The organism is Rhodococcus sp. NCIMB 12038 (genome assembly GCF_002165735.1).
Classification (GTDB): Bacteria; Actinomycetota; Actinomycetes; order Mycobacteriales; family Mycobacteriaceae; genus Rhodococcus_F.
In genome coordinates this window covers 1-11,579 of sequence record NZ_NHML01000003.1, presented here as the reverse complement: position 1 = coordinate 11,579, position 11,579 = coordinate 1, and the positions used below count along the sequence as shown (strand labels likewise).

General features: G+C 67.5%; 11 protein-coding genes. 4 read left to right on the top strand and 7 right to left on the bottom strand.

Annotation, left to right across the window (positions count from 1 at the left end; all coding sequences use genetic code 11):
- The first annotated feature begins 145 nt into the window (after positions 1–145).
- A complete protein-coding gene (locus CA951_RS03715; protein WP_087555592.1) occupies positions 146–1,396 on the top strand; it encodes a hypothetical protein in 1,251 nt (416 codons plus the stop codon).
- Here the strand turns inward: CA951_RS03715 and CA951_RS03710 are convergent.
- From CA951_RS03710 to CA951_RS03685, 6 genes are all read right to left on the bottom strand, one after another.
- Complete coding sequence (locus CA951_RS03710) at positions 1,393–3,615, bottom strand: transglycosylase domain-containing protein (protein ID WP_087555591.1); 2,223 nt, start codon at positions 3,613–3,615, stop codon at positions 1,393–1,395. The two genes, CA951_RS03715 and CA951_RS03710, sit on opposite strands and share 4 nt — an antisense overlap.
- A gap of 132 nt (positions 3,616–3,747) precedes the next feature.
- Positions 3,748–3,939, bottom strand: coding sequence for a hypothetical protein (locus CA951_RS03705; protein WP_087555590.1), 192 nt, complete (start codon positions 3,937–3,939; stop codon positions 3,748–3,750).
- A gap of 13 nt (positions 3,940–3,952) precedes the next feature.
- The gene (locus CA951_RS03700; protein WP_087555589.1) at positions 3,953–4,846 is read right to left on the bottom strand and encodes a carbohydrate ABC transporter permease; all 894 of its coding nucleotides are present in this window, start codon (positions 4,844–4,846) and stop codon (positions 3,953–3,955) included.
- Positions 4,843–5,892 carry a carbohydrate ABC transporter permease gene (locus CA951_RS03695; RefSeq protein ID WP_087555588.1) on the bottom strand — a complete coding sequence of 350 codons (1,050 nt, stop codon included), beginning with the start codon at positions 5,890–5,892 and terminating at the stop codon, positions 4,843–4,845. The genes CA951_RS03700 and CA951_RS03695 overlap by 4 nt, the downstream gene beginning before the upstream one ends.
- Before the next feature lie 15 nt (positions 5,893–5,907).
- Positions 5,908–7,182, bottom strand: a complete 1,275-nt coding sequence (locus CA951_RS03690; RefSeq protein WP_087555587.1) for an ABC transporter substrate-binding protein — start codon at positions 7,180–7,182, stop codon at positions 5,908–5,910.
- A 148-nt stretch (positions 7,183–7,330) separates the two neighbouring features.
- Positions 7,331–8,404 (bottom strand): ABC transporter ATP-binding protein, encoded by a 1,074-nt coding sequence (locus CA951_RS03685; RefSeq protein ID WP_087555586.1) that lies wholly within the window; start codon positions 8,402–8,404, stop codon positions 7,331–7,333.
- A 275-nt stretch (positions 8,405–8,679) separates the two neighbouring features.
- Here CA951_RS03685 and CA951_RS03680 point away from each other — a divergent pair, with 275 nt between their 5' ends.
- Together CA951_RS03680 and CA951_RS03675 are read left to right on the top strand one after the other, a co-directional pair.
- Positions 8,680–9,498 (top strand): DUF2786 domain-containing protein, encoded by an 819-nt coding sequence (locus CA951_RS03680; RefSeq protein WP_087555585.1) that lies wholly within the window; start codon positions 8,680–8,682, stop codon positions 9,496–9,498.
- Positions 9,495–10,019, top strand: a complete 525-nt coding sequence (locus CA951_RS03675) for a TIGR04338 family metallohydrolase (protein WP_087555584.1) — start codon at positions 9,495–9,497, stop codon at positions 10,017–10,019. The genes CA951_RS03680 and CA951_RS03675 overlap by 4 nt, the downstream gene beginning before the upstream one ends.
- 6 nt (positions 10,020–10,025) lie before the next feature.
- Here the strand turns inward: CA951_RS03675 and CA951_RS03670 are convergent, their stop codons facing one another.
- Positions 10,026–10,505 carry a nitroreductase family deazaflavin-dependent oxidoreductase gene (locus CA951_RS03670; protein ID WP_087555965.1) on the bottom strand — a complete coding sequence of 160 codons (480 nt, stop codon included), beginning with the start codon at positions 10,503–10,505 and terminating at the stop codon, positions 10,026–10,028.
- Between the two features lie 93 nt (positions 10,506–10,598).
- Between CA951_RS03670 and CA951_RS03665 the strand changes: the two genes are divergently transcribed.
- Positions 10,599–11,393 carry an LLM class F420-dependent oxidoreductase gene (locus tag CA951_RS03665; protein WP_087555583.1) on the top strand — a complete coding sequence of 265 codons (795 nt, stop codon included), beginning with the start codon at positions 10,599–10,601 and terminating at the stop codon, positions 11,391–11,393.
- The last annotated feature ends 186 nt before the right edge of the window (positions 11,394–11,579 follow it).

Genomic DNA, 11,579 nt, shown 5'->3' with positions numbered 1-11,579 from the left:
TTACCGAGCGCATAGGTCGCTCAGCTCCCGGCGAATGCACCTTTCGTCGTCTTCACGGCGACGAAAGGTGCATTCGCCTTTGTGTTCGACTTCTTGTCAGACCCTCCCTCTACGGTGACACCCAGGATTCATCGAGGGAGGCGTGATGTCCGACAACACTTTCGATCGCGAGATCGACGACGCCTGGACCGAGCTCCAGGACCGTCTGACCGGCTACGTGCACGCGATGGAGGACGACGACGAACTGGTGCTGCAATCGCAGTACGACAGCGTCGACGAGGGCCTCGTCGAGACCGCCGCGTGTGTGCGGTTCTTCGCCTGGGCCGGCGACAAGGTGCGGTGCGAGGTGCCGTCCAACCGCTTCCTGCACCCGGCGCGGGCGCTCACCGCGGAGGAGCACGAGCGGCTGATCGAACTCGGCTGGAACCGCCCCGACCTGTGCGAGCACGTCGACGAGGGCAACGGTTCCGCGTCGTACTACCTCGACGCCGACCGGGAGGACGCCCACCTGCTGGCGTCGATGACGGTCACCGTGTTCCGGGAGATCTGGGACCTTCTGCACCCCTCGTTCCTGAAGGCGATCACCGGCGGCCGGGACGAGACCGCCGAGTTCGGTACCGCCGACGTCCCCGCCCAGCTGCGCGACGGCACCGGGTTGCGCGACCGTGTCGACGCCGCGGTCGAGGCCATGCTCGAGCAGGAACCGGGCAAGGACGCGGACGGCGACATCCTCGTGTGGGTCGGCGACCTCCCCACGTATGTGCGGGCGATCGAGGAAGACGCCCGCGTCGAGGTGTTCGCCCGCGTGGTCCACACGATCAGTGATCGCACGCGCACGGCGGAAGCTCTCGCCGACCTCAACCGCCAGTGGCCCGACATCAAGTTCCTGCTCATCGTCGACAACGTGGTCGCCGTCATGCGTGTCGACGGGTCACCGTTCGTCGCCGATCATCTGGTGTCGGTGTTCCGGATGTTCGAGCATTTCGTGGACACCATCGATGACGCGTTCGCCGAAAAGCTTGGCGGCAAACTCAATTCCACGCCCGAGGCCACGTCCTCGTCCGCCGAGCACGAATGCGCGGACGAGTTCCCCGCCGCCCTCGTGACCCTGATCCACCTCGACTCCGAGAGCGGCCTCGACCCCGACGACGTCGCGGAAATCTGCGGACGCGACCGCGACACCATCCTTGAATTCCTCCGCCTCTGCTCCGAGCAGGAGATCGAGTGGCGCCACAATGCCGAACTCGCCCGCGAGGAGGACGCCGAAGAGGCAGCCATGTGCGAGGACGAGTCGCGGGCGTGGGCCAAGACGAAGGAAAGCCTGCGCGCCGCGCTGCGAGTTGTGGTGCTGCCGCACCGGACTCCGCCGCGCGGCGGGTTCCAGAACCTCGGCTAACCCGGCAGCGGGATGATGACGCCCGGCAGGATTTCGATCTGCGTCGGCGCCGGGACCGGTGCGGGTACCGGCGGGACAGGCGGCACCGGGACGGCCGCCGGGGGCGGAACCTCGACGGGTGCAGGGGTGGGCGCGCCGGGCGGTGGGACCACCCCGCTGGTGCCGGGAGCTGTTCCGTCGCCGCCGGTTTGACCGCTCCACGTCGGCACGCCGGCCTGACCGCCGATCGGGTCGGGCCACGGGAAGTCTTCCCAGTCGGTGTCCTCGAGCGCGCCGTCCATCGTGTCTTTCCAGATGTCGGACGGCAGACCCGAACCGTAGATCAATCCGCCCCAGGTGTTGTTGATGGCGGTGGCGTCGGCCTTGCCGATCCACACCGCCGTCGACAGTGACGGTGTGTAGCCGACCATCCAGGCGTCCTTGTTCTCACCGGTGTCACCGAGTTGCGCGGTGCCGGTCTTCGCCGCGGACGGGCGTCCCCCCGCCAGCGCGTGCCCCCGCGAGTAGGAGGCGATCGGCATCAGGGCCTGGCTGATGTTGTCGGCGACGGCCGGGTCGAGTCGCTGTTCGCCGGGGCTGGGTGCCCGGTCGAGGAGCACGACACCGTCGGCGGTCACGACGCGCTGCACGAAGTACGGCTGGTGATAGACCCCGGACGCGGCGAGCGTCGCATACGCCGACGCCATGTCGATCGGCCGCGACAGGTACTGGCCGAGGACGATGCCGCCCTCCGGTTCGCCGCCGTTCTCGCTGAGCGTCTTGCCCTGCACTCCGGGGATGAACTCCGGGATCCCCGCCTTGTGGGCGGCGTCGGCGATGGCCTGCGGGCCGTTGTCCAACGACATCATCAACCGGTAGAAACTCGTGTTCAGCGATCGCTTCGTCGCCTCCGCGATCGTGCACGTGCCGCAGGACTCGCCCTCGACGTTGCCGATCTGCACGCTGCCGACGGTCAGCGGGGCGCTGCTGAACCGGGCCGAGAGCGGTATGCCCTGATCCAGTGCGGCGGCCAGGCCGAAGACCTTGAACGACGACCCCGTCTGCAGCGGCGCCTGCGCGTAGTCGAAGCCGGCGCCGTCCTCGCCGCCGTAGTACGCGCGCACCCCGCCGGTGCGCGGGTCGATGGACACGACCGCGGTCCGCAGCGCCGGATCCTCACCCTCGAGGTTGTCGTGGACGGCGTCGATCGCGGACTGCTGCGCCTTCGGATCGATCGTGGTGGTGATCTGCAGGCCCTCGGTGTTGAGGGTCTGCTCGGAGATCCCCGCATCCGACAACTCGTGCAGCACCTGGTTGCGGATCAGGCCGTCGGGTCCGGGCGCGGAGTTGGCGTCGGTGGGCCGGTTGGACGGCGCCGTGACCGGGAACTCCGCGGCACTGCGATCCTGCTGGGTCAGCACACCCATCGAGACCATGCCGTCGAGGACGTAGTTCCAGCGCGCCTGCAACTGGTCGAGGTTCGCTTCGGGGTCGAGGTAGGAGGGGCTCTGGATTACGGAGGCGAGCACCGCTCCCTCGGCCACGGTGAGATCGCCGACCGGCTTGTCGAAGTACGCGCGCGACGCCGCCTCGATGCCATACGCGCCGCGACCGAAGTAAATGGTGTTCAGGTAGGCGGCGAGAATCTCGTCCTTGGACCACTCGCGGGCCATCTTGGTGGAGATCACGAGTTCCCGCATCTTCCGGTACACGTTGCGATCCGCGCCGACCAGCACGTTCTTGACATACTGCTGTGTGATCGTCGACCCGCCGCCCGCGCTTTCCTTGCCGAGAACATTGTCGCGGGCGGCGCGCATGAAACCGGTAACCGAGAACCCGGGGTTGGAGTAGAAGTTGCGGTCCTCCGCCGACAGGACGGCGTCGCGGACGTGCTGCGGGATGGCGTCGAGCGCGATCTCCGTGCGGTTGCCTTCCGGCGGGATCACCTTGGTCAGCTCGGTCGTGCCGTCGGCGGCGAAGACGGTCGCCACCTGGTTGGTCTTCATGTCCGACGGTCGCGGGACCTCGGCGCGGATGTAACTGACCAGGAAGACGACGAGCGGGATGACCAGCAGCAACGCGATCACGACCAGGCTCACCCGGCGGACCGTGCGCCACCGGGTGCGCTTCTTCTTTCCGTCCGGGGGTGGGGTGGTCGCCTCGGCCGAACCGTCGTCTGCGGGCGGTGTGTCTCCCGGATCGGAGGCACGATTGTCCGTCGCGTCGTTGCCAGAACTCACTTACACACTCCCGGTCAGTTATCCGGTCACGGAGGATCGTCGCACCCACCCGTACGTATGTTATGTGAACGACCGGGGGCGTGGCGCGCGGCGCGCTACCGCTCAGCAACTATCCGTACCGACCGGACTGTTTCAGTGCACCCGGTTCCGGGCGGTGATCGCCAGCCCCGACAGCACCAGACACCCGGCCAGCACCAGCGCGGGGGTGACGCCGGGGTCGTCGCGGAACACCTCGACGACCGCGGCGACGAAAGCCATCACCGTGAAGAACCCGAGGATCCCGATCAGAACCTCGAGCCGCTGCCGCTTCGCCACCGGATGCACTACCGATACCTCGTCAGCTTTTCACGCCGCCGGCCGTCAGGCCCGACACGATGCGACGCTGGAACAGCAGCACCATGATCACCAGCGGAATGGTGACGATCGTGCCCGCCGCCATGATCGCCGCATACGGCACGACGTGCGGGTCGTTGCCGGAGAACCGGGCGATCGCGACGGTGACGGGTTCGGTGGCGTCGCTGGAGAGCTGGCTGGCCAGCAGGTACTCGTTGACGGTCGCGATGAACGCGAGGATGGCCGTGGTGAACAGGGCCGGCGCCGCGAGCGGCAACATCACCAGCCGGAACGCCTGACCGCGACTGGCACCGTCGATGCGGGCCGCCTCCTCGAGTTCCCAGGGAAGTTCCTTGAAGAACGACGTCAGCGTGTAGATGGTGAGCGGCAGGACGAACGAGATGTTCGGGATGATCATCGCCTGGTAGGTGCCGATCCAGCCGATGTTCGTGAACAGCTGGAACAGCGGGGTGACCAGGGCGACGACGGGGAACATCGACGCCCCGAGCACGATGCCGACCACCACGTATTTGAACCGGAACTCGATGCGGGCCAGCGCGTAGGCGGTGAAGATGCCGACGGCGAGGGCGATGACGGTGGTGATTCCGCCGATGATCATGCTGTTGACGACGGCGCGGGTGAAGTTGTTGCCGCTGCTCGTCGACAGTGCGTTCTGGAAGTTCTCGAGCGTGACGTGGGTGGGCCACGGGGTGGTGTCGAACGTGTAGTCCGGGTCGCGGAACGCCGTCACCATCATCCAGTAGAACGGCGCGAGCCCCCAGACCAGGATGATCGCGACGCCGATGTAGATGCGGGAGTTCTTGAACGCGAGCCGCGTCGGACGGTTGCGGGCGGGGGGTTTGCTCGGGAGTTCGAGCTCCGGGGCGCGGTGGGTCACGGCTTCGGCCCCTTTCGCTGGGCTTCCTGCGTTTCGACGGCGTTGGCGCCGAGGAATTTCACGAGCACGAATGCCACCGCGAAGATCAGGAGGAACGTGATGGTCGAGAGTGCGGACGCGCTGTTGAACCCTTGCCGCACCTGGTCGACGACGAGGATCGACACCGTCGTGGTGGCTGGGTTGCCGCCGGTCAGGATGGCGGGCAGGTCGTACATGCGCAGGGCGTCCATGGTGCGGAACAGGATGGCGACCATCAGCGCCGGCTTCACCAGCGGGAGCGTGATCTGCCGGAACCGCTGCCAGGCGGAGGCGCCGTCGACGCGCGCCGCCTCGTACACGTCCTGCGGGATCATCTGCAGGCCGGCGAGGATCAGCAGGGCCATGAACGGGGTGGTCTTCCAGACGTCCGAGATGATCACCGCGAACCGGGCCGGCCAGGCGTCCGACGTCCACAGGATCTCGGTGCCGAGGAGGCGGTTGGCGATGCCGTCGTACGCGAAGATGAAGTACCAGAGCTTGGCGGTGACCGCGGTCGGGATCGCCCACGGGATCAGGACCGCCGCGCGCAGCAGTGCGCGGCCCTTGAACGTCTTGCCCATGATGATCGCCATCCACAGGCCGATCGCGACCTCGAGAGTCACCGTGACGACCGTGAAGAACGCGGTGTTCCCGACGGCCGACCAGAACTGGGAGCCGAGCGTGCCGGGCGGGCACGCCACCGACACTCCGCTCGGGGACGTGCACTGCTGCAGAATCCAGTGCGTGTAGTTGGTGAATCCGGCCCAGCCGCCCTCGACGAACATGCCGGTCGTCGGATCGAGTCCCGCGTCCTTCTGGAACGACATCACCACTGCCCGGACCACCGGGTAGCCGATGACGACGGCCAGCACGACCAGGGTCGGTACGACCAACATCCACGCGCGACGACCGCTCAGCCCGGAGCTTCGCGTGTTCTCGCTCTTCTCACGCGAACCGCGGCCGGGGTCGGAACCCCCGGCCGCGGGACGGGCCGGCGCTCCACTGGAGGTCCCAGTCGGAACGGCCATGTTCACTCCTGTGCTCTACGAGCCTGCGGACTGGATACCGGACTGCATGTCCGTGATCGCCTGATCCACCGACTTCTCACCCTTGATGGCAGCGTAGGCGTTGTCCTGCACGGCCTTCGACACCGCCGGGTAGAACGGCGTGACCGGACGGGGGACGGCGTTCTCGATCGACACCTTCAGCGTCGGCATGAACGGGAAGGCCGCGATGATCTCCGGGTCGTCGTACAGTGCCGCGCGGACCGGCGGCAGCGAGCCCATGGCGATGATCCGCTGCGCCTGCTCACCCTGCAGGAACGTGAGGAAGTCGCGGGCCGTCGCCTTGTTCTCGGAGTACGCGCTGATGGCCGCGTTGTAGCCGCCGAGCGTCGAGGCGCCGATGCCGTCCTTGCCGGGCAGCGGGGCGACCGCGAACTTGCCCTTCACCGCGGACGAATCCTTGTCGGCGGTGCCGTACACGTACGGCCAGTTGCGCAGGAACAGCGACTTGCCGTCCTCGAACGCCTTCTGGCTCTCGGGCTCCTTGAACGTGGTGTCCTGGGCCGGGATGTCACCGTTCTTGAAGTTGTCGACCAGAACCTGCAGGCCGGCGCGGGCCTCGGGGCTGTCGACGGTGGGGGTCTTGCCGTCTTCGCCGACGAACGAGCCGCCGTACGCGTTGATGACCTCGGCGGTGTTCACCGTCAGGCCCTCGTACGGTGCGAACTGACCGGCGTAGCAGTCGATGTTGTTGGTCTTCGCGACCTCACACGCCGCGGACAGCTCGGCCCACGTCTTCGGTGCGGCGGGCAGCAGGTCGCTGCGGTAGTACAGCAGGCCGCCGTTGGTGTTCTTCGGCGCCGCGTACTGGGTGCCGTTGTAGGTGGCGCTGTCGACCGTGGCGGGGAGGATTCCGGTGTTGTCCACCGCGAACTCGCCGGTCAGCGGCTGCAGCCAGCCCTTGGCCGCGAACTCCGCGGTCCAGGGGACGTCGAGTGCGACGACGTCGTAGTCGGACTGCTTGGCCTGCAGGTGCTGGACCAGGTCGTCGTGCGCCTGATCGGCGTCGTTCGACTGCTCCTTGAACGTCACCTGCTCGTCCGGGTGCTCAGCGTTCCACGCGTCGATGATCTGGCGGACGACACCGGTCTCGGTGGTGTCCTTGCCCTCGACGTACGTGATGGGTCCGCGGCCGTCGAGGTTCTCCGACGTGGAATCGCTGCCGCTGTCGCTCGAGCAAGCGGTGAGCGTGACCAGCGAGGCGGCGGTGGCAAACACCGCGGCGCGCCGGACCGCTCTCGAAATCTGAACCATGGAGTCTCCCCGTAGGTAGATGTGGATGAACCCGTTACCGGCACGACAGAACTCGCGGCACCGGCGCGGTGTCGAGACATACTGTGGCATGGAACACCGTCGAAAGCCTGCATTACCCCCGTCCTGAATCGGTCAGGAGGCGCCGCGATCAGCTGAGCCGGTACCCCTCGGACGCCGAGAACAGGTGCACCTGCGACGGGTCGACGTGCAGTTTCACCAGGTCACCCTTGCGGGGCGGGTTCCGCCAGTCGGCGCGGGCCACCAACTGCTGCGTCTCACCGTTGACGGTGCTGCGGCCGTAGATGTAGGCGTCGGATCCGAGTTCCTCCACCACCGCCACCTCCATCGGGATGCCGGTGGTCGACAGTTCCAGGTGCTCCGGACGGATCCCGACGACCACCTGGCGCTCGTCGGTGTCGGACCGCAGCTGCCGGGGCAGCGGGATGGTCGCGTCGCCGAGCAGCACCCCGTCCGGGGTGATCGGCAGCGTGAAGAGGTTCATCGAAGGCGAACCCATGAAACCGGCGACGAACACGTTCGCGGGCCGGTTGTAGAGGTCACGCGGCGACGCGCACTGCTGCAGCACCCCGTCCTTCAGCACGGCCACCCGATCGCCCATGGTCATAGCCTCGACCTGGTCGTGCGTCACGTACACCATCGTCGTCTCGAGGCGCCGCTGCAGCTGCGCGATCTGGGTGCGCGTCTGCACCCGGAGCTTGGCGTCGAGGTTGGACAGCGGCTCGTCCATCAGGAACACCTGCGGCTGCCGGACGATGGCGCGTCCCATCGCCACGCGCTGCCGCTGACCGCCGGACAGCGCCTTCGGTTTGCGGTCCAGGTACGGCTCGAGGTCGAGGAGTTTCGCGGTCTCCTCGACGCGCGTGCGGATGTCGTCCTTCGCGGCGCCGGCGAGCTTGAGCGCGAAACCCATGTTCTCGGCCACCGACATGTGCGGGTACAGCGCGTAGTTCTGGAACACCATCGCGATGTCGCGTTCCTTGGGTTCCTGCGTGGTGACGTCGCGGTCACCGATGAGGATCCGCCCGCTGTGGACGTCCTCGAGCCCCGCCAGCATCCGCAGCGACGTCGACTTGCCGCAGCCGGACGGGCCGACCAGGACCAGGAACTCGCCGTCCTCGATCTTCAGGTCGAGCGTGTCGACGGCCGGCTTGTCCGAGCCGGGGAACAGGCAGGTGGCACCGTCATAGGTCACTGTGGCCATGAACGTCGAAGTCCCTTCTACCCGGCGCCGCGCTCAGGTGCGTGAAAATGTACCTGTTGACACACTTTCTCACTCACCTGTGGGTGGTCCGGTACGAATTCCCCTCGGTCCGAATCATGTTGGTCGGATTCATGTACAGGTTTCTCCACAGCTGGGGATGAACGCCCCAATGAAACGGGGTCGTGAATACCGTGTGAACGCAGAGCGCTTCGCGCCCGTGCGCCTTTTTGGTAGCGGGAACGACCAGAAAGGCGCACGGGCGATAGCCTGCCCTGGTGAGTTCCGACAAGATGCTGACCCGCATCGGTGGGCTCCTCCGGCAGGCGGAATCCACCGACAACCCGCACGAGGGCGAGGCCTTCATGGCGGCGGCCCAGCGGCTCGCCACCGCCTCCTCGATCGACCTCGCGGTGGCGCGCGCCCACGCGGCAGGCCGGGAGAGGCAGGCGACGCCCACGCAACGGCTGATCACGATCGGTGAACCGGGCAAGAAGGGTCTGCGGACGTACGCGCAGCTGTTCCTGGCGATCGCCGCCGCCAACGACGTGCAGTGCGACATCGCCCAGACGTCGGCCGTCATCTACGCGTACGGGTTCGCCGGCGATATCGACGTCTGCGAGGCCCTGTATGCGAGCCTGCTGATCCAGATGGTCCGGGCGTCGGACGCCTACATCAAGTCCGGGGAGTACCGCGGCGAGACGACGGTCCGGACACAGGTCGAGACACGTGGACGCCGCCGGGTCTCGACCCGGGTGCGACGCCCCGTCGCCGGCGTTACCGCCCGGTTGAACTTCCAGCTCGCCTACGCCGCGCGGATCGGGCAGCGCCTCGCCGACGCCAAGAAGGAGGCCGAGGAGCAGGCGGTGTCGGTGCCGGAATCGTCGGCGGAGACGGCGCTGGTCCTGCGCGACAAGCAGCTCGAGCTGAAGGACTACTACTCGGAGAACTCGCAGGCCCGGGGCACCTGGCGGGGTGGCCGGGCGTCCGCCGGACATTCGTCGAGTGCACAGCGGGCGGGGGATCGCGCCGCCCGGACCGCCCGGTTGAGCAATTCCCCCGAACTGTCGGTCGCGCGCAGACAGATCCCGTCGTGAAGCGACCCCGCGACACCCAGCGCACCGCCGTGTACGACGCGGAGGCGTTGGTGCGCACCATGTTCGACCGCGCCGACGAACGCGGCCTGCGGGTCGTCGACGTCCTGGGTTCGCAGGTGACGCTGCCGGTGGAACGTAAGTTCGCGTCCATCGATTCGGTGCAGCACTACGTCGACCGCGTCCTCGCCCTGAACTGGGTGCGGTCCACGTGGACGCGGGCGGCCACCCCGATCCACGTCCGGGCAAGGTCGGGCAACAAAGCCGCGCACTACGAAAGCGATTGCGCGACAATCGCGGTACCCGAGCACCGGAACGGCAACGCCTGGGCGTTCCGCGAATTGGTGGTGCTGCACGAGATCGCCCACCACCTCGACCCGTCCGATCCCGAATTCCCGACGGTCGCACCGCACGGCCCGGAGTACGTGGACCGCTACCTCACCCTGGTCGGGGAGATCATCGGCCCCGAGGCGGCGTTCGTCCTGCGGACCATGCTCCTCGCCGGCGGGGTGCGGCTGAACTGAGGACCGTCAGTCGCGGGGGCGCAGCCTGACGAACCGGATCTCGCGGCCCGCGGCCCGGAAGTCGGACGCGCTGCCGTCGACGTCGAAGCCCATGCCCCGGGCGATCCGCATCCCGAGTTTCGGATGCTCCGCCGCGTAGTGCGCCATGAAGTCCGCGCCGGTCTCGGCATCGAGGAATTCGGCTGTCACGGACACTCGCCGACGGCCCACCTGGACCGTCGCGTTCGGCTGCGCCCGCAGGTTCCGGTACCAATCGGACTTGGGACCGAACCCCGCAGCCAGCACGTACCCGTCGCCGACGGCGTCGTGGTTGACCACCTCGAGCACGACCTGCCTGCGGGCGCCGGACTTGCGCCCCACGTGTTCGAGGAGCAGAAACCGGCCGCCTAACAGGAATCCCAGGTGGCAGCGGTAGAGGTAGATCGGCGCGCGGAAGAATGCCCGCCGGAAGCCGGTTGGCGGGTCAGGCCGCTGGGTGACCTTCACACGCCCAGTCTTCCACGGCAGTTCGTTGTGCGCCCGGCCGTCGCGCGAGCAGTATGGATCGAGAAGGCCCACCGTCTACTCCGAGGAGCCAGAATGACTCGTCCAGTTCGCATCGGCGTCCAACTTCAGCCGCAACACGCGCCCGACTACGGGATGATCCGCGACGCGGTGCTGTGGGCCGAGGACGCCGGCGTCGACATCGTCTTCAACTGGGATCACTTCTACCCGCTGTCCGGTGACCCCGACGGCGCGCACTTCGAATGCTGGACGATGCTCGGGGCGTTCGCCGAACAGACGGAACGGGTGGAGATCGGCGCGCTCGTCACATGCGCCGGCTACCGCAACCCGGATCTCCTCGCCGACATGGCCCGGACCGTCGACCACATCAGCGGCGGACGTCTGATCCTGGGCATCGGCGCCGGCTGGTTCGAGCGCGACTACGACGAGTACGGCTACGAATTCGGCACCGCCGGGTCGCGCATCAATCTGCTCGGCGAGTACCTCCCGCGGATCACCGCCCGCTTCGAGAAGCTGGAACCCGCACCCACCCGGCACATTCCGATCCTCATCGGCGGCGGCGGCGAGAAGAAGACGTTGCCGCTGGTCGGCAAATACGGCGACATCTGGCACAGCTTCAGCGACGTGGACACCTACCAACGTAAGTCGGGGATCCTCGCCGAGCACGCCCGCAGCGCCGGGCGCAGCCCCGACAGCATCCAGCACTCGACGTCGTGGCCGGGCGTCGACGACGCGGCGGCCCGGGTCGACGCCGGCGTCACCCTCTTCACCGTGGGCGTGGGCGGTCCCGACTACGACCTCGGCACGCTGAAGGAGGCCATCGCCTGGCGCGACGAGAACACCCCGCCGCCGCTGTCGGGCCTGGCGTAGGCGCTTCGCGCTCGTGCGCCTTTTTGGTAGCTGGAACAAGGCGAATTCATGCGGTCGTTGCACCATCGAATAATTCGTTGAGCTTCTCGGCTGGAGTATGCCAGTCGTGGGTTTTGCGGGGACGGTCGTTGAGTTCGTCGGCGACGAACCGTAGGTGCTCGGCGGAATGCACGGACAGGTCGGTGC

What these genes read in the sequence shown, in the direction of transcription:
- CA951_RS03715 (WP_087555592.1), top strand. Translation starts at nt 146, where the DNA reads ATGTCCGACAACACTTTCGATCGCGAGATCGACGACGCCTGGACCGAG.
- CA951_RS03695 (WP_087555588.1), bottom strand. Translation starts at nt 5,892, where the DNA reads ATGGCCGTTCCGACTGGGACCTCCAGTGGAGCGCCGGCCCGTCCCGCG.
- CA951_RS03690 (WP_087555587.1), bottom strand. Translation starts at nt 7,182, where the DNA reads ATGGTTCAGATTTCGAGAGCGGTCCGGCGCGCCGCGGTGTTTGCCACC.
- CA951_RS03685 (WP_087555586.1), bottom strand. Translation starts at nt 8,404, where the DNA reads ATGGCCACAGTGACCTATGACGGTGCCACCTGCCTGTTCCCCGGCTCG.
- CA951_RS03665 (WP_087555583.1), top strand. Translation starts at nt 10,599, where the DNA reads ATGACTCGTCCAGTTCGCATCGGCGTCCAACTTCAGCCGCAACACGCG.